This window comes from Streptomyces sp. WMMC1477 (genome assembly GCF_027460245.1).
In the GTDB taxonomy this organism is placed as follows: Bacteria; Actinomycetota; Actinomycetes; order Streptomycetales; family Streptomycetaceae; genus Streptomyces.
In genome coordinates this window covers 4110517-4128255 of sequence record NZ_JAPZBD010000003.1, presented here as the reverse complement: position 1 = coordinate 4128255, position 17739 = coordinate 4110517, and the positions used below count along the sequence as shown (strand labels likewise).

The following is a 17739-nucleotide window of genomic DNA, read 5'->3' as shown; positions in this document are numbered from 1 at the left end:
AGCGTCCACGGCGTGAAGTCCGCGTGAACCGGCGACACCTTCGAAAGGCTGTGGCAGTCTCGCGCCACAGCCCCGGGTTCGCGTACCCGGACGGCTGAAATCAATTGTCTTTCCCACCTCACCGTGCCCTGAAACACACGCTGAGATGTGACGTACACGACGACTGGCCGGTCCGGACTGCACCGAAGCGCATCAGAGGCGTAGCCTTTATTTCCGCTGTCCACCACCATGTGAAGCGGAAGAGGGCGGTTGCCGCCGTGTCGTCACAGTCCCCGAACACCTCGAGCATCTCGACCGACCAGGACGGGCAAAGCAAGAGCCCGGCCACCGGTTTCGGTCCCAACGAGTGGCTCGTCGACGAGATCTACCAGCAGTACCTCCAGGACCCGCACTCGGTTGACCGGGCCTGGTGGGATTTCTTCGCCGACTACAAGCCGGGCAAGACGACGAGCGGAGAGCCGCAGGCTCCCGCAGCCGCCGCCCCCACGCAGGCCCGGCCCGCACCGGCCGCCGACGTGCGGCCTGCCACGCCCCCGCAGCCCGCTGCGGCTCCGGCCGCTCCGGCTCCGGCCGCCCAGACCCCGGCCGCCCAGACCCCGGCGGCCCAGGCCCCCGCGGCACCGGCACGGCCGGCGGAGCCCGCGCCCGCGGCGCCCAGGGCGGCCACCGAGGCCACCCCGAAGGCGGAGCCGCAGGCCGCCCCGAAGACGCGGGCCGCCACCCCGAAGGAGCAGCCGAAGCCCAAGCCGGCTCCCGCCGAGGAGAGCACGGGGCCCGAGTACGTCACGCTGCGCGGGCCCGGCGCCGCCGTCGCGAAGAACATGAACGCCTCGCTGGAGCTGCCCACGGCCACGTCCGTGCGCGCCGTCCCGGTGAAGCTGCTCTTCGACAACCGCATCGTCATCAACAACCACCTCAAGCGCGCCCGCGGCGGCAAGGTGTCCTTCACGCACCTCATCGGCTACGCCATGGTGCAGGCGCTGAAGGCGATGCCCTCGATGAACCACTCGTTCACCGAGAAGGACGGCAAGCCCACGCTGGTCAAGCCGGAGCACGTGAACCTGGGCCTGGCCATCGACCTGGTGAAGCCGAACGGCGACCGCCAGCTCGTCGTCGCCGCGATCAAGCGGGCCGAGACGCTCACCTTCTTCGAGTTCTGGCAGGCCTACGAGGACATCGTCCGCCGCGCCCGCGACGGCAAGCTGACGATGGACGACTTCACCGGCGTCACCGCCTCCCTCACCAACCCGGGCGGCATCGGCACCGTGCACTCCGTGCCGCGGCTGATGCCCGGGCAGGGCCTGATCGTCGGTGTCGGCGCGATGGAGTACCCGGCCGAGTTCCAGGGCGCCTCCCAGGACACCCTGAACAAGCTGGGCGTCTCCAAGGTGATGACGCTCACCTCGACCTACGACCACCGGGTCATCCAGGGCGCGGCCTCCGGCGAGTTCCTGCGCCAGATGCACCAGCTCCTGCTGGGGCAGAACGACTTCTACGACGAGATCTTCGAGTCCCTGCGCATCCCGTACGAGCCCGTGCGCTGGAACCAGGACATCGACGTCTCCCACGACGACGAGGTCACCAAGGCCGCCCGCGTCTTCGACCTGATCCACTCCTACCGGGTGCGCGGCCACGTCATGGCCGACACCGACCCGCTGGAGTACAAGCAGCGCAAGCACCCCGACCTGGACATCGCCTCCCACGGGCTGACCCTGTGGGACCTGGAGCGAGAGTTCGCCGTCGGCGGCTTCGCCGGCAAGTCGATGCTCAAGCTGCGCGACATCCTCGGCGTCCTGCGCGACTCGTACTGCCGCACCACCGGCATCGAGTACATGCACATCCAGGACCCGAAGCAGCGCAAGTGGATCCAGGACCGGGTCGAGCGCCCGCACACCTCGCCCGAGCGCGAGGAGCAGCTGCGCATCCTGCGGCGGCTGAACGCCGCCGAGGCGTTCGAGACGTTCCTGCAGACGAAGTACGTCGGCCAGAAGCGGTTCTCGCTGGAGGGCGGCGAGTCCGTCATCCCGCTGCTCGACGCCGTCATCGACTCCGCTGCCGAGTCCCGGCTGGACGAGGTCGTCATCGGCATGCCGCACCGCGGCCGGCTGAACGTGCTCGCCAACATCGTCGGCAAGTCCTACGCCCAGATCTTCCGCGAGTTCGAGGGCAACCTCGACCCGAAGTCGATGCACGGCTCCGGCGACGTGAAGTACCACCTCGGCGCCGAGGGCGAGTTCACGGGCCTGGACGGCGAGAAGATCAACGTCTCGCTCACCGCGAACCCCTCCCACCTGGAGGCCGTGGACCCGGTCGTCGAGGGCGTGGCCCGCGCCAAGCAGGACATCATCGGCAAGGGCGGCACGGACTTCACCGTCCTCCCGGTCCAGCTCCACGGCGACGCGGCCTTCGCCGGCCAGGGCGTCGTGGCCGAGACGCTGAACATGTCCCAGCTGCGCGGTTACCGCACCGGCGGCACGGTGCACATCGTCATCAACAACCAGGTCGGCTTCACCGCCGCGCCCGAGGCGGCCCGCTCGTCGATGTACTGCACCGACGTGGCGCGGATGATCGAGGCCCCGATCTTCCACGTCAACGGGGACGACCCGGAGGCCGTGGTCCGCGTGGGCCGGCTCGCCTTCGAGTTCCGCCAGGCGTTCAACAAGGACGTCGTCATCGACCTCGTCTGCTACCGCCGCCGCGGTCACAACGAGACCGACAACCCGCAGTTCACCCAGCCGCGGATGTACAACCTGATCGACAAGAAGCGCTCGGTACGCAAGCTGTACACCGAGTCGCTGATCGGCCGGGGCGACATCACGATGGAGGAGGCGGAGCAGGCGCTCCAGGACTTCCAGGGGCAGCTGGAGAAGGTGTTCACGGAGGTCCGCGAGGCCGCTGCCGTGACGCCGGGCGAGGCCGCCGGGGCACCGGCGGTCAAGCCGGAGTTCCCGGTCGCGCTGGACACCGCCGTCAGCGAGGAGGTCGTCAAGCGGATCGCCGAGTCCCAGGTCAACATCCCCGACCGGATCGCCGTCCACCCGAGGCTGCTGCCGCAGCTCCAGCGCCGCATGGCGATGGTCGAGGACGGCACGATCGACTGGGGCATGGGCGAGACGCTGGCCATCGGCTCGCTGCTGATGGAGGGCACCCCGGTGCGGCTGGCGGGCCAGGACTCGCGCCGCGGCACCTTCGGCCAGCGGCACGCGGTGCTCATCGACCAGAACACCGGCGACGACTACACGCCGCTGCTGTACCTGGGCAAGGACCAGGCGCGGTTCAACGTCTACGACTCGCTGCTGAGCGAGTTCGCGGCGATGGGCTTCGAGTACGGCTACTCGCTGGCCCGCCCCGAGGCGCTGGTGATGTGGGAGGCGCAGTTCGGCGACTTCGTCAACGGCGCCCAGACGATCGTCGACGAGTTCATCTCCTCGGCCGAGCAGAAGTGGGCCCAGACCTCCGGCGTCACCCTGCTGCTGCCGCACGGCTACGAGGGCCAGGGGCCGGACCACTCCTCGGCCCGCATCGAACGGTTCCTGCAGCTCTGCGCGCAGAACAGCATGACCGTCGCGATGCCGACGCTGCCGTCGAACTACTTCCACCTGCTGCGCTGGCAGGTCCACAACCCGCACCACAAGCCGCTGGTCGTCTTCACCCCGAAGTCGATGCTCCGGCTCAAGGCCGCGGCCTCCAGGACGGAGGAGTTCCTCAGCGGCGGCTTCCGCCCGGTCATCGGCGACACGCTCGTCGACTCCGGCGAGGTGAGCGCCGAGGCGATCCGCAAGGTCGTCTTCTGCTCCGGCAAGGTCTACTACGACCTGGACGCCGAGCGGCGCAAGCGGGGCGCGACGGACACGGCGCTCATCCGCATCGAGCGGCTCTACCCACTGCCCGCCAAGGAGATCCAGGAGGCGCTGGCCCCCTTCACCAAGGCCCAGAAGTACGTGTGGGCCCAGGAGGAGCCGGCCAACCAGGGTGCGTGGCCGTTCATCGCGCTGAACCTGGTGGACCACCTGGACCTGATCATCGGCGCGGCGCCGGACAACGCGGACCGGCTGCGCCGGGTCTCCCGTCCGTCGTCCTCCTCGCCGGCGGTCGGCTCGCCGAAGCGGCACGCACAGGAGCAGTCGGAGCTGGTGTCGGAGGTCTTCGACATCTGACGCCGACGCACCCGCGGCCGGAACCCGCCCGGGGCCGGGCCTCTCCTGGGAGAGGCCCGGCCCCGGGCCGTTTCCCCGGGCGTCCCGTGGGACGGCGCCGGCTGGGCGTGGCGCTCAGCCCATGGTGGCCTCCAGGTCCCAGTAGGGCCGCACCCGGCGCTGGGCGGAGAGCGTGTGCGGGTGCTGGGCGCCGAGGGTGCGGGTGAGCCGCTGGAGGGCGTCGTCCTCCTGCTTGTCGGCCTCGGTCCGCTCGCGCAGCGAGCGCAGGTCGGCCACGAGCCCGGTCTGCGCGGAGAGCGTCATGGGGTGGTCCTCCCCCAGGGACCGCCGCGAGCGGCGCAGGGTGTCCCGGCTGAGCTCGGCGGCGTCCTCCAGCCGGTCGTTGAAGTTGCGGCCGCGCGCGGCGTTGAGCGCGCAGCCCAGGACCCACGGGTGGTCGTAGCCGAGCGTGGCGGCCAGCCCGGCGTAGGCGGACTCGAAGACGGCCATGGCCTCGGCCCGCTCGCCCGCGGCCTGGAGGACGAGCCCCGCGTTGGACAGCATGCCGGTGGTGATCGGGTGGGCGGGCCCCAGGACGTCGCGGAAGACGGCGGCGGCCTGCTCCAGGTACTCCCGGGCGAGGTCGAGGTCGCCGTGCTCGCGCAGGTAGTTGGCGTAGTCCGTGCGGAAGACGGCCGTCTGGTGGTGACGGGCACCGTAGACCTGCTCGTACTGCTCCAGCAGGCTCGCCATGACCCGGCCGACCTCCTGGTGCGGGCCGCCGGCCCGCCGTTCGCACAGCACCAGGTTGGCGCGGGCCGCCAGCGTCTGCGGGTGCTGGGCCCCGAGCACCTGGAGGTGCAGCCGGACGACGAGCTCCTGGCGGGCCAGCGCGTCCCGGTAGCGGCCCATCAGCCGCAGGTCGCGGGCGCAGGCGGTGCCGGAGAAGAGGGTCGCCGCGTGCCGGGGGCGCAGCAGGGACTCGCGCAGCCGCAGCGTCTCGACGTCCATCTCGTACGCCTCGGCGTAGCGGCCGAGCATGCGCAGGGCGAGCGCCACGTTGTGGCGGTTGGTCAGGGTGGTGTAGTTCTCCGGGCCGCGCACCCGCAGGGCCGTCTCCAGCACCTCGCGCTGGAGCTGCAGCGACTCCTCGTACTGGCCGAGGTAGTGCAGGTCCTGGGCGTAGCTGTTCCGTGCCGTCAGCAGGGAGTTCTCGTCGGGCTGCCCGGCGGCCCGCAGCCGTTCCAGCATGCTGCGGTCGAGCTCGTAGGCGGTGCGGAAGTGCCCCATGTTGCGCAGGATGTTGCCCTGCTGTGTGGTGAGTTCGAGCATGCGGCGGGAGCCGGGCTCCAGGAACTCGGACCAGCGCAGTCGGACGCGTTCGGCGAGCTGGTTGCCGAGGACGTACTCACCGGCGCGCAGACAGTAGCTGAGGCAGTTGAGCACGGTGGCCTGGACGCGGGCGTGGGTGCTGCTCAACGCCCCGGAGGGCTCCAGGTGCGGCAGCAGCTCGGCGTAGCGGGGCCACTGGGCGGCCTCCAAGGGCTGTCCGGGGTCGGCCTCGGCGAGCAGCCTGCGCACGACCCTGCGGTAGGTCTCGCGGTCCTCGGCGGTGGTCAGCCGTCCCATCACCTCGTGGACGAGCCGGTGCATGTGGATCGTCTCGTGCCGGGGGCTGGGCTCGCCCCCGCTGGACGCGGCGGCCGCGCCGCGGCTGTCGCGGGTGATGACGGAGTAGTTGACGAGGGCGTCCAGGGCGCGGGACCAGCCCGTCGGGTCGTCGGCGATCCAGGACAGCCGGTCGGGGAGGTCGCCCTGCGGGACCCCGTGAACGAGGCCGATCGGAATGCGCCCCGGGGCGAAGCAGGTGGCCAGGGTCAGCAGCTCGACGGCGCGCGGCTGGGCCGCCCGCAGCCGGTTGATCATGATGGACCAGGAGGTGAGGGAGGAGTCGGAGTAGCCCTCCAGCTCCGCCCGCCCCCGCAGCGGCGTGACGGTGTCCCGGACCATGCGCAGGTACTCGGAGACGGGCATCTGGGTCTCGTCCAGCAGTGCCGCGGCCTGGTCCAGCGACAGAGGGACGTCCCAGTGCTCCTCGGCGACGCGTTCGGCGTCGCCCACCGTGACGTGGGCCGCCCGGCGCATCAGATAGGCGGCCGACTCGTAGCGCTGGAAGCCGGGTACCTCCAGGACGTCGACCGTGCGGCCCCAGTTCCGGTTGCGCGAGGTGATCAGGGCGTGCCCGCTGTAGCCCTGCGGGAGCAGGACGTCGGCGGCCTCGACGTCGTCCCAGCCGTCGAAGACGAGCAGCCAGCGCCCGTACGGGTCGCCCCGGCGCAGCGCCTCCCGCACGACGCGGATGCGCTCACCGGTCTCGGTGCCGACGGACAGCCCGAGCTCGGGGGCGAGCTCGCCGTACCGTTCACGCAGGGTGCCGCGCAGGTCCGAGGGGATCCACCAGACGACGTCGTAGTCCGGCGTGAAGCGATGCGCGTACTCGGCGGCGAGCTGCGACTTCCCGATGCCGGGCATCCCGACGAGAGCGCAGGCCGACATGCCGTGCTGGGCGTCGGTCAGCCGCTGCTGGAGCTCCATCAACAGGTCCTCGCGGCCGGTGAAGCGGGGGTTGCGCAGCGGCACCTCGCCCCAGACGACGGGCGGGTCGTTGGGGTAGCGGGAGCCGCCGCCCAGCGTGCGCTCCGGCGCGTTGGTCGGAAGCCCGAGCCGCGTCAGCAGCCGCCACTCGGCCTCCTCCGCACCGACGGACCACAGGTCGACGGGCTGGAGGACGGTGGTGGCCGGGAGCAGGGTGCGGTTGGTGAGGCTGACGGCGGCGAACCGGTCGGCGTTCTCCCGCAGATAGCCGCGCAGCACCTCGTTCCACTCGCCCTCGCGGCGCGGGCCGAGCTGGAAGAACCAGTCGCTCAGGACGAGGATCACCCGGCTGCCCGACAGCAGGAGGTCCGCGAACGCGGACTCCAGCGGCTCGTCGCGGGGCGGGTCCCAGCGGTGCAGCGTGGTGGTGTGGCGGTAGGCCTCCAGCCGCCGGGCGATCCAGGACGCCCAGGGCCGGTTGTAGCCGGGGAAGGCGATGACGAAATGTTCGCTGCGGTGCGCTACCGCCCCGCTGCCTGCCGAATGCCGCTGTGCGGCCATGCGCACGCTCCCTCGTTGCGTAGGACCGCGCCGCCCCGCCGACCGACGCGAGAGAGCAGCACTCTACGTCACGGTTACGTCGCTCTCCGGTCATCGGTGGCGCGGTCGGACCCGTTTCCCCAGATTCTGGTGGTACTCACTCATGCCTATCGCGAACTGCCTGCCAGCGTAGGTGAGTTCGGACGAATTGAGGAGGATCGGCAGCGCCTCGCGCACCTGCTCCCAGCACTGCTCGTGCCGGTCCCGGGCCGCCCGCCGGAACCGCTCGGGCACTGTCCCGGCGCCCGCCAACCGGGCCCACAGGTCCGCGAGCGCCAGGTGCGCGTACGTGCCGTGCAGCACCCCCCGCACCGGGCGCGGATCGGGGCGCCACCCCACCCGGTGGGCCGCGCCGCCCGCCGCTCCCTCCCGCTCCCCGGCTTCGGACCCGTGCAGGGGAGCCAGCTCGTGGACGAGGTCCAGCTTGGTGTGGTGCGTCTCGTGGACGAGGACGGCCGCCAGCTGAGCCGCGGAACCCGGCCACGTGGTCAGCAGCGCGCCCGGCACGGCCCGCGTCGTCGCGCTCACCCGGCCCCCTCCGCCGCCGGACGGCGCCGCGCCCAGCGGCACGACCGCCCGGACCAGCGCCCCGATCTCGGCCGCCCGGACAGGATCGGCCGTCAGCAGCAGGGCCAGCGCACGGTCCCAGCGCGCCGCCCACGGGTACGCCGCCGTCTCGTCCCGCTCCGCGGCGGGCCTCGGCTCCAGCCCGGGCAGGCCCACCCCGCCGGGCGGGACACGGAAAGGGTCGATGTCCTCCAGACGGGCCGCCGAGCCGGGCAGCCGGGCGGGCTGCCGCCAGCCCACCCCCACCGCCGTCCACCGCGGACGGGACCCGGCTCCGGCCCCGGTTCCGGGGAGCCGCAGCACCGCCGCCCCGGCCCGGCGGTGACCCAGCGGCCGCACCCAGGCCCCGCCCGCACGCACGCTCACCCGCGCCCCCGGGGCAAAGGCCCGGAGGACACCCACCCCGGGAAGCGCCAGCACGCCCTCTGGCGCGGCGAGGTCGGCCGTGCAGGCGGTGCCGGTGAGCAGGGCGACGGCCACCGCGGCGGCGCCGAAGGCGGCCAGCGCCCATTCCAGCTCGGCACCGTCGGCGGCCCGGACCACCGCCACCAGCCGGGCCCCCACGGCCGGGTAACCCAGCGCGAAGCGGGCGACCGCGGGCCGCCGCGCCTCGGCCCGGGCCAGGAGCGCCCAGTGCGCCTCGAAGGCACGGTGCGCCTCGGGGCCGACGGCCTCGGGGCGGCGCCGCAGCCGGGTGTGCACGGCCCTGAGGAGAACCAGGGCGCGGTCCTCCTGGGCCCGGCGCAGCAGGGCGAGATCGCCGCGGAGGAGCCGGGTGGCCGCCATGCGGGCGAGCGCGGAGGCGGGCAGGCGCGTTCCGCCCACGGTGTCCACCGTGCCGACCGGGTACGCCGTCACCTCCGGCAGGCCCCGGCGCCGTCGTCATACGGCTGCCCGGATGCGGGATGTGACCGGAAACCGATCCCTGGGGGCGGGGGCGGCGGGGGCGGCTGGGGCGGCGCCGGCTCCGGGTCGGGCGTCCCCGCCCAGGTCTCGTCGAGCGTCTCCGGGTGGCGCAGGAGCGCCTCGACGCGCTTCGCCAGCCGGGGGTCGGGGTGGTCGGCCAGCGTGGCCAACAGGACTTCGCCGAGGTCGGGGAGGGGGCAGACGTCGGCCACGGGGCCGGGCGGCGCCGTCTGCTCGTCGGTGGACACCCTGGGCTCTCCTCCCCGCCGACTGCTGCCGTACGCCGCTCGAACGGCTGCACGGTTCTTCCCGCAGGCCCGGTTTTGGAAACCCGCCCGGCTTCGCTTCGGCCACCGTCAGGCGGGCCAGCGCTGGGGACGTCCGGCCCGGCCCGGTCAGCGTCCGGTCGGAGGCGCGAGGCGCCGTCGTGTCTCGTCCACCTCGTCCCACGGCACCGGCTCCAGATGCGCGACCAGCCGCCGCCACTCCGACGACGCCTCCGCGAAGGCCTCCCGGGCCGCACCGGCGTGTCCCTCGGAGGCCAGCAGCGCGCCCTGGGCGTGCAGGACGCGGGCCACCGCGACGGACGGCGCGCCCGCGGCGGCGGCACGCGCCTCGCGGAGCGCGTTCCGGAAGGCGACCCCCGCCTCCGTCGCGTCCCGGCCCCCGCCCGCCGGGAGTTCGGCCGCGTGCACCCGGCCCAGCTCCAGCCAGGCGGCGGCGCGCAGCTCCGCGTCGGCACCGCGCCGTGCCGCCCCCTGGAGCAGGTGCACGGCCTCGTACCGGTCGGGCGGGAAGCCGCCCCGGCGGTAGCGCACCAGCAGCGCCCGGGCCAGGGCGAGTTGCAGCCGGGAGAAGAGCGCTGCGCGGCCCGGAACGGTGGCGAACGCCTCCCGCAGCACCCCCTCGGCCCGGGCGACGGTGGCGTCGCTCGCGGCGGGGACGGCAGCCCGGTCGAGCAACCGCTCGCCCCACTCCGCGAGGATCTCGCACCGGCGCATACTGTCGCGCGGGGCCGCGTCGGCGACCTGCGCGTAGGCCGCGTCGGTCTCCTCGGCCCGCCCGGCGTCGGCCAGCGTGCGGGCGCGCACGAGCAGCGCCCGCTCGCCGAGCGCCGGGGCCTGTGCCGTCAGTTCCTGCGCCCGGCGCACGGCCTCCAGCGCCTCCTCGGCGCGGCCGTGCAGCCGCAGCGCTGCGGCGAAGTCCAGCAGCGCTCCCGCCCGCAGGTCGTCCGGCACGTCCGCCGCCTCCGACTGCTCGCAGGCCGCCCGCAGTTCCCGCACGGACTCCGCGGCCAGCCCCGCCCTCAGCCGCGGCGCGAGCTCGGCCTCGGCACGGGCCAGCAGCACCCGGCCGAGCCGCAGATGCCGGGTGCGCCGCTCCTCGGGCGGGAGGGACGCCGCGTCCAGCCCCCGCAGCACCCGCTCGGCCGCGGCGAGCTGCTCGGCGTCACCGGCCGCGTGCCAGGTGCCGTAGTGGACGGCTGCCAGCTCCAGCGCTGCCTGGGCCCGCCAGGGGTGCCCGGGCTCCGCCCGGCGCAGGGCCTCCGTCAGATACGTCTGGGCCTGGCCGAGCACATCGCGGCGGACCGCATCGTCCCGCCGGACGGCCGGGGTGCCCGACTGGGCCAGCAGCACCCTGCCGAGGGCCAGCAGCGCCCGCACCCCGTCGGCGTCCTCCCCCGCGTCCCCCTCCTGCCCGAGCAGGGCGTCCTCGGCGTAGTGCCCGGCCTGGGCGAGCAGGGCCGGGTCGCGCTGCTGCCGCCACTCGCGCAGCAGCGCCTCGGCCTTGCCGAGGGGCCCGGCCCCGTCCTCGCTGGAGGGGGCGGGCTGGAACCAGCGCACGACACGGGCGGGCACCTCGGCGAACAGGGACGTCTGCGAGGTGACTCCGCCGTCGTCCTCCTCCTCTGCCGACGGGGGCGGGGCCACACCCCCCTGCGCCCGCGTGCGCTCGTCCGGAGCCGACGGCGCCGGCTCGGCCCGCGGCGCGGGTGAGGCGTCCGTGAGCCGGGCGACCGCGAGGGCCGGGAAGTTGCGGGCGCCCTTGCCGAAATGCCGGGCCACCAGCCGCGAGCAGTGTCCCAGCACGTTGGCGGCCGCGTCCTGGCCGAGCGAGTCCAGCAGCATCTCCCGCACCCCGCGGGCGAAGCGGTAGTGCGGCCCCGCGCCGATGCCGTGGCCCGGGCCCTCGGCCTGGCCCGGCACCTGCCACAGCAGGCCGCCGAGCAGCACCTCGGCCAGCTCCATCGGGCCCGTGTCCGGCAGCAGGGCCCGCTGGACGAGCTGCATGACCGGCAGCGTCGTCGGGGCAGCGGCGAGATGGGTGGCCAGCCGGCGTGCGCCGGGCGAGGCCGCGGCGGTGAACGCGCGCAGCACCTCCTCCGGGCTGCGGGCGGCCTGGCGCCGCGGGCCGGGCGCCGGCGCGGGCGGGTGGTCGGCGCGCAGCCAGGCGGCGGCGCCCCGCGCGGAGGCGTCGCCCGTCCCGGACAGCAGCCGGGCCCAGGCGCCCAGGGCGTCGACGGTGGGCAGGAGCACCGGAACCGGCCGCGCCCCGGGGACCGGCCGGGCCCCGGGGCCGTAGCCGTCGGACCGGAAGCCCAGCGGCCCGCCCGCGGGCCTGCGCACCAGCCGGCCGGGGACGGCGGGCAGAGCGGTGCGCGACCACAGCCGGGGCGGCAGCGGCTGGACGACGGCGACGGGCGAGGCCGCGGCCCACGCGTGCAGCATCCGCTGGGCGGCGCCGGAGCGCCACAGCGGCCCCACGCAGTCGCTGACGACGACGGTCAGCCGACGCCCCGTCGGATCGCGGAACTGGCCGGAGGACCGCAGCCGGGGCACGCCGCCGCCGGCCGTGGTGCCGATCACCGCGCTGCCGTCCTCGGCGCGGTGCAGGTAGTGCGCCTGCACGTCGCGGAAGACGCCGATCTGCTCGCAGACCTGCCGCAACTCCTCGAACATCCGCTCCCACACCACCATCGAGGGTGAGGTGTCCAGCAGGAGCTGCATGTCGGTTCCCCAGCGTTCGACCGGGCGGAACACGGGCCGCACGACTCCGGCCCGCGCGCTGAGGTCGGCGGTGGCCTCCTCGTCGAGACCATAGCGGCCGCTGGCCGCCCGGGGCCGGTAGCCGCGCAGGGGGCGCAGTGCGCGTTGCAGGCCGAGCAGCCCGGGCAGCGCGGCGGCCACCGGAACCCGGACGGGGAAGGCCGCCTGCCGCTCCTCGGCCGAGCCGTCCGCCGATCCGTCGGCCACCCCGTCCGCCACCGGATGGTCGGCACCGGACACGGTGGGGCCCGCGGAGCCCCCGGCCTCGGGCGCCGGAGTGAACAGCGAGACGGGCGGGAACGGCCGGGGCTCCGGCCGGGACGTGCTGGAAGGTGAGGCCGACGGCGCCGCGGACGGTTCCGCGACGGCGCCACCCGGCCGGGAGCGCCCCTCGGCGGGGCGCCCGTCCGGGCCGGAGACGGCGCCCCCGGAACGGGGTTCCGCGCCCCTGGTCCCCTCCGGGGCCGTGACCCGGGCGAGCCACAGCGCGTCGGCGACGTCCTCGGCGCTCGGGTCGAGCCCGGCCGCCCGCAGCCGGGTGAAGACGTCCCGCAGCCGCCCCTCCTCCGTCATCGCGGCCTCACCGCGGCCGGTCGAGCGGCTGCATCAGGATCTCGGCGAGTCGGTCCCGGGTCACCCGCTCGGCCTGCGGGGTGTGCTGGGTGAGGTAGAGGGCGTTGAGGAGTTGGTCGGCGGCGATGACGGAGCCCGGGTCGCGGCTGAGGAAGCGGGCGATCAGGTCCTCCCCCGCCGTGACGGCGTCCGCGCCCAGATGGGCCGTCACCATCGCGGCGAGCTGTTCTTCCCCCGGCGGCGCGAGCTCCAGTTGGATGCACCGGCGCAGCAGGGCGGGCGGGAAGTCCCGCTCGCCGTTGGAGGTGAGGACGATGAACGGGAACGTCGTGCACCGGACGCGCCCGCTCGTCACCTCCACCCGGCGGCCGTCGTCCGTCAGCACCTCGGCCGTCGGCTCCCGGTCCGCCACCCGCTCCAGCTCGGGGATGGTGAACTCGCCCTCTTCCAGTGCGTTGAGCAGATCGTTGGGGAGGTCGAGGTCGCTCTTGTCCAGCTCGTCCACGAGCAGGACCCGGGGGCGGGATGCGGGCAGCAGGGCGGTGCCCAGCGGGCCGAGCCGGACGTACGAACCGATGGGCCGGGGCGTCGTCGCCTCCCCGCCGCTCGCCGCGCGCTCCAGCTGGACGTCCTGGAGCCGCCCGATGGCGTCATAGCGGTACAGCCCGTCCTGCAGGGTCGTGCGGCTGACGATCGGCCAGCGCAGCACCCGTCCGAGGCCCAGCTCGTAGGCCACGGCGTGGGCCAGGGTCGACTTGCCCGTGCCCGGGTTGCCCGTCACGATGAGCGGCCGCCGCAGGTAGAGGGCGGCGTTGACCGCCTCCACCTCCTCCGGTCGCGGGTGGTGGTGCTCCACGAGGCGCCGGCGCACGCCGAGACGGCGCGCGGCGCTCGGGTCCGCCTCGGCCGCGGTGGCCGCCCCGGCCCCGGCCGGACCGGCCGCGTCCGCTGCGGCCTCTGCCGTGCTCGTCTCGCCCGGACGGTCGGTCCCTCCCGTCTGCGGGGCCGCGTCGGGTTCCGGCCCGCCGTCCCCGTCCGGGCCCGCGGCGGCGAAGTCCCGCCACGGCGGCGGGGGCGGCAGCCGCAGGATGCCGTCGTGCGGGAGCCCCGCACCGCGGTAGATGCGCCAGTCGTTCACGACACGGCCTCCTCACGGCCTCGATGCTCGACGGTACTGCGCACGGAACGGCCTGCGGAGACCTCCGGCCGTCCGAAGCAGGGCACTTGACGCGTTCTCGACCAGGTGCTCACCACGGCACCTCCGGGGTCGGATACGGCTCGTGGACGGGTCCGACGGCGCCCGAACCGGATTCCGGCGGGTCGTAGAGCAGGGCGACCGAGCGGCCCCAGGCGGAGTCCGGGTCGCTCCCGCCGGGATCGCAGGTGCGGATGCGCAGACTGCGCAGCGGGCCGTGCAGGCCCTCGGCGGTACGGACCTCGGCCACGAAGTCCTCGGCCTGACGGTGGAAATCGGCGCAATCCGTGTGCCCGCCGGCCTGCGAGCGCCAGACCACCACCGGGTGGCCCGCGGTCAGCGCCGCGTCCATCGCCTCCGCGCCGTCCCCGTCGCCGACACCGCCGCAGAAGACCGGCACGCTCCCCGGCTCGGCGCTGGAGAGCCGGTCGTAGACGGCGCCCCAGCGCTCGGCGCGGGGCCCGCCGTCGTGCCCGTGCACCTCCGCCCCCGAGCGCAGCGGAACCGCCGTCAGCGGACCGCTCTGCGCGGCCGCCCAGCGCCGCCGCCACTCCTGGGTGGGCTCGACGACCGTGCGCAGCAGATCCCGGACGGCGACCACCCGACGCTGCCCGAGCGGCAGCCCGTGCGGGTTGGTCGCCCCCTCCGGCGTGCGCCGCGGAGCCAGCTCCCAGGAGTCGAAGGGGAGGTCGAACAGGTCGCGCGGGACCACGAACTCGACGGCCGCCAGCTGGCCGCCCACGTCGCACTGGTTCAGCGCGGCGGCCAGCGGCCCCCGCAGCGCTTCCCGCAGTTCGCCGCGGCGGTGCCCGGTGTCGTCACCGTCGAAACCCGTGACACCGCTCGGATCGTCGGCGCCCAGGGGGTCGAAGACGAGCTTGACCTCCCACGGGTAGCGGTCGCCGTAGCTGCGCGGATGGATGACCACCCGGACAGCGGCGCGGGGCCGGGAACGGTGCTTGGGGGTGCCCGGGTCGGCGCCGTCCAGGATCTCCTGGACCTCCTGGCGGATGTCGATCAACGGCTCCGCGGTGGCCCGCACCCACGCGCTCAACTCCGCCAGGGGGCCCGCGTCCTGAGTGTGGCCGCGGGCGCGCACGAGGCTCACGACCTCCGCCGCGTACAGCACGATGCCCATCAGCTCGCGCAACTCGTCCCGCCCGTAGAGGAGCCCGACGCCCTCCCGCCAGGTGCGGGGCGTCGGCTCGTCCACACCCTGCCGGAAGCGGCCCTGGAGCGTGCGCCGGCGGACCGCGTCCACGAGCGAGGCCACCTCGCCGGAGGTGTCGGGCGGGGTCAGGGCGGCCAGACAGCCGAGCAGATGGGTGCGCAGCCCCGGGGTGAAGCGCCGCAGCCGCTCGCCGCACAGCTCGTACTGCGCGTCCGCCCACGAGGGGTCGGGGGCGTTCGCCCGGAACCGGCCGAGGTGGTACCGGTCGTGCGCGGCCAGCACCTGCGCCAGCAGCCCGCCACCGGGCAGGTCGTGGAGGGCGTGCAGGGCGGTGACGGGGACGGCCACGCCCGCCGTCGGATCGCTCTCGTCCCGGGCCTTGCAGACGCCGATCACCTCGCCGCGCACCGTGTCCACCAGCGGGCCGCCGGAGGTGCCCTCGACGGGCCGCTCACCGCGCAACAGGAGGAGCGGCCCGTCCAGCCCGCTGACCTCTCCGGCCGCCGGGCGGTAGGCCCGGGTGCCGGTGACCAGCGACCAGCCGTGCAGGGAGACCCGGCTGCCCTCGAAGACCGCCCGGTCGCTGAGCCACACGCACTCGATGTCGGTGGCCTCCGGCACCTCCACGAGGGCGAGGTCGGGCGCGGGCCAGCCGCTTAACGTGCGGCCGCCGCCCGGCTCCGGCACCGGCAGCGCGAGGCGCACAGTGCCGGCCGCCCGGCCGCCGGCCCACGTCACGCCGACGGCCTCCGGCCTGGTCCACACCTCGCCACCTCCTTGATCCAGGACATGCGCGCAGGTCAGCAAGTACGTGGGCGCGACGAAGAAGCCGCTCCCCCAGAAGGTGTCGCTGGGCCCGTCATACCCCTCGCCGGGCGCGGCAATGCGCGCGACCGCACCGCGCACGAGCGCGTCGAGGGCGCTCACGGGGTCGAAGGGGTGGCGGCGGACCGGGGCACGGGGGGCGCGCTCCGCGGCTCCTGCGCGGGCGCGGCCGCCTCCCCCTCGGGGACGGCCTCGGCCTCCGGGGCGCGACCGCGCCCGCCGCCGCGCTCCGTCCAGGTGAGGGTGACGTTGATCGACGCCGTCCCCTGGGCGTTGGCCAGCAGGCTGACCAGCTTCCCCTCCTGGGCCGCGAGTTCCAGCCCGAACTCGACGGTCACCTCGTCCGGCGCCGCCGCGGCCATGCCCATGCGCACGGAGCGCACGACACCGCGCACGGTGTCGGCCAGGCCCGAGGCCAGCTCGGTGACCCGGCCGCCCAGGGCCGAGTCCTGGTATCCGCCGCGCGGGCGCAGCTCCTGTGCCCCGCTGACGCGCGCCCACACCACCGTCCCGTCGTCCAGGCGCAGTTGCGTAATGCCGTCACCCACGACCCGACACCCCCGTCTCCCCCCACTCGTCGACCCCCGGTCGGTTCGCAGGTTAACGGCGCCACCCGGCGGGCGCGAGGGGCCCGGCCTCGCCCGGCATATCCTGCGGAGGTAGATCCCATCGGCGACGGAGAGCACGTTGTATTTCACCGACCGCGGCATCGAGGAGCTGGAGAACCGGCGCGGCGAGGAGGAGATCACCCTCGGCGAGCTGGCCGAGCTGCTGCGCACGTTCGTCGACCTCAACCCCGACTTCGAGGTCCCCGTGGAGCGGCTGGCCACCTGGCTCGCCCGACTGGACGACGAGGACGACGAGTGACGGGCACGAGCTGACGACGCACCGGGCGGGCCGGGCCGCCGCAGGGCCCGGCCGGCCGGCGCCCGTGCCCGCCCGCTGAGCGGCTCCCCTCATCCGGGCCTCGGAGCACCGCTCCGAGGCCCGTGGCATGTCCGGTTCCAGCAGGATGTCCGGTTCCGGTGGAGCTTGACGCCACGAGAACGCGATGTATCGTGAATGTCGTGACGCGATATATTGCGTGATGGCTGATGTCCACCACCGGACCGAGGAGGCACCGTGGCCAGCGAGTCGGACCAGTCGCCGGAGCAGTCGTCGGACCAGTCGTCCGGGCAGTGGGGCCGACGGGGCCCGGGCGGGCATCCCGGCCGTCCCGAGTGGCTGATCGACAGCCCGCGGCGGCTCGCCCTGGAGGAGCCGGTGGAGAGCCTGCAGGTCCGGGTCGTCGGCGGCACCGTCAACGTCGTCGGTCTCGCCCCCGGGGCCGGTGGCGAGGGGGCGGCCGGTTCGGGGGCCCGGCTGGAGGTGGCCGCGATCGACGGACCCCCGCTGCGCGTCACCCTGGAGGGCGGCGTGCTCACCGTCGCCTACGACGACGTGCCGTGGCAGGGTTTTCTCAAGCTGCTGGACCGCAGGGGCCGGCGCCGCAGTGCCGACATCACGCTGGCCGTCCCCGCGCACGCCGAGGTCCGGCTCGCGGCCGTGAGCGCCGCCACGGTCGTCTCCGGCCTCACCGGTCCCACCGAGACGCGCAGCATCACGGGCGACACGACGCTCGTCGGGCTGCGAGGCCCGGTCACCGCGCACACCGTCTCCGGTGCGGTGGAGGTCCAGGCCCTGCGCGGACAGCTCGCGTTCCACTCGGTCTCCGGCACCCTCACGGTCCTCGACGGCGGTGCGGGCGCCGTCAAGGCGGACTCCGTCACGGGAGACCTCATCGTCGACGTCACGGAAGGGCAGGGCGCCGAAGGCCCGGGCTGCCTCCCGCCCGGTCACGCCACGCCCACGGAGCTGGCCATGGCGACCGTCTCCGGGGACATCGCCGTCCGGCTCCCCCCGCGTCCCGACGCCGTTGTGGAGGCCCACACCACCGGCGGCTCGCTCTCCTGCGGCTTCGAGGACCTCCGGATGGACGGACACTGGGGAGCCAGACGCATCACCGGAACGCTCGGTTCCGGGCGCGGCAGGCTGAAGGCCACCACGGTCTCCGGCCGCATCGCCCTCCTGCGCAGAGCGCCCGCCCCCGCCGACGCCGCCCCCTCGTTCGTGAAGGACGCCTGA

General features: G+C 74.6%; 10 protein-coding genes. 3 read left to right on the top strand and 7 right to left on the bottom strand.

The annotated features are described in order from the left end of the window. The first annotated feature begins 257 nt into the window (after window positions 1-257). Entirely contained in the window at window positions 258-4157 is a 3900-nt protein-coding gene (locus O7609_RS18545) for a multifunctional oxoglutarate decarboxylase/oxoglutarate dehydrogenase thiamine pyrophosphate-binding subunit/dihydrolipoyllysine-residue succinyltransferase subunit (RefSeq protein WP_269735878.1), read from the top strand. 114 nt (window positions 4158-4271) lie between these two features. Here O7609_RS18545 and fxsT read toward each other — a convergent pair whose 3' ends face one another. From fxsT to O7609_RS18510, 7 genes are all read right to left on the bottom strand, one after another. Next, entirely contained in the window at window positions 4272-7292 is a 3021-nt protein-coding gene (gene fxsT / locus O7609_RS18540; RefSeq protein WP_269743915.1) for an FxSxx-COOH system tetratricopeptide repeat protein, read from the bottom strand. Window positions 7293-7382: 90 nt separating this feature from the next. Further along, window positions 7383-8723 (bottom strand): aKG-HExxH-type peptide beta-hydroxylase, encoded by a 1341-nt coding sequence (locus O7609_RS18535; protein WP_269743914.1) that lies wholly within the window; start codon window positions 8721-8723, stop codon window positions 7383-7385. 29 nt (window positions 8724-8752) lie between these two features. Next, a complete protein-coding gene (locus O7609_RS18530) occupies window positions 8753-9052 on the bottom strand; it encodes a hypothetical protein (protein WP_269743913.1) in 300 nt (99 codons plus the stop codon). 147 nt (window positions 9053-9199) lie between these two features. After that, a complete protein-coding gene (locus tag O7609_RS18525; protein WP_269743912.1) occupies window positions 9200-12424 on the bottom strand; it encodes an SAV_2336 N-terminal domain-related protein in 3225 nt (1074 codons plus the stop codon). Between the two features lie 7 nt (window positions 12425-12431). Beyond that, window positions 12432-13562 (bottom strand): AAA family ATPase, encoded by a 1131-nt coding sequence (locus tag O7609_RS18520; protein WP_269743911.1) that lies wholly within the window; start codon window positions 13560-13562, stop codon window positions 12432-12434. A 109-nt stretch (window positions 13563-13671) separates the two neighbouring features. Beyond that, on the bottom strand, window positions 13672-15717 hold the full coding sequence (locus tag O7609_RS18515; protein WP_269743910.1) for a VMAP-C domain-containing protein: 2046 nt from the start codon (window positions 15715-15717) through the stop codon (window positions 13672-13674). Next, window positions 15714-16163: a CU044_2847 family protein gene (locus O7609_RS18510; protein ID WP_269735886.1), complete on the bottom strand. Its 450-nt coding sequence runs from the start codon at window positions 16161-16163 to the stop codon at window positions 15714-15716. The genes O7609_RS18515 and O7609_RS18510 overlap by 4 nt, the downstream gene beginning before the upstream one ends. 139 nt (window positions 16164-16302) lie before the next feature. Between O7609_RS18510 and O7609_RS18505 the strand changes: the two genes are divergently transcribed. Beyond that, complete coding sequence (locus tag O7609_RS18505; RefSeq protein ID WP_219090424.1) at window positions 16303-16482, top strand: DUF6104 family protein; 180 nt, start codon at window positions 16303-16305, stop codon at window positions 16480-16482. Between the two features lie 255 nt (window positions 16483-16737). Then, a complete protein-coding gene (locus O7609_RS18500) occupies window positions 16738-17739 on the top strand; it encodes a DUF4097 family beta strand repeat-containing protein (protein ID WP_269743909.1) in 1002 nt (333 codons plus the stop codon).

What these genes read in the sequence shown, in the direction of transcription:
- fxsT (WP_269743915.1), bottom strand. Translation starts at nt 7,292, where the DNA reads ATGGCCGCACAGCGGCATTCGGCAGGCAGCGGGGCGGTAGCGCACCGC.
- O7609_RS18525 (WP_269743912.1), bottom strand. Translation starts at nt 12,424, where the DNA reads ATGACGGAGGAGGGGCGGCTGCGGGACGTCTTCACCCGGCTGCGGGCG.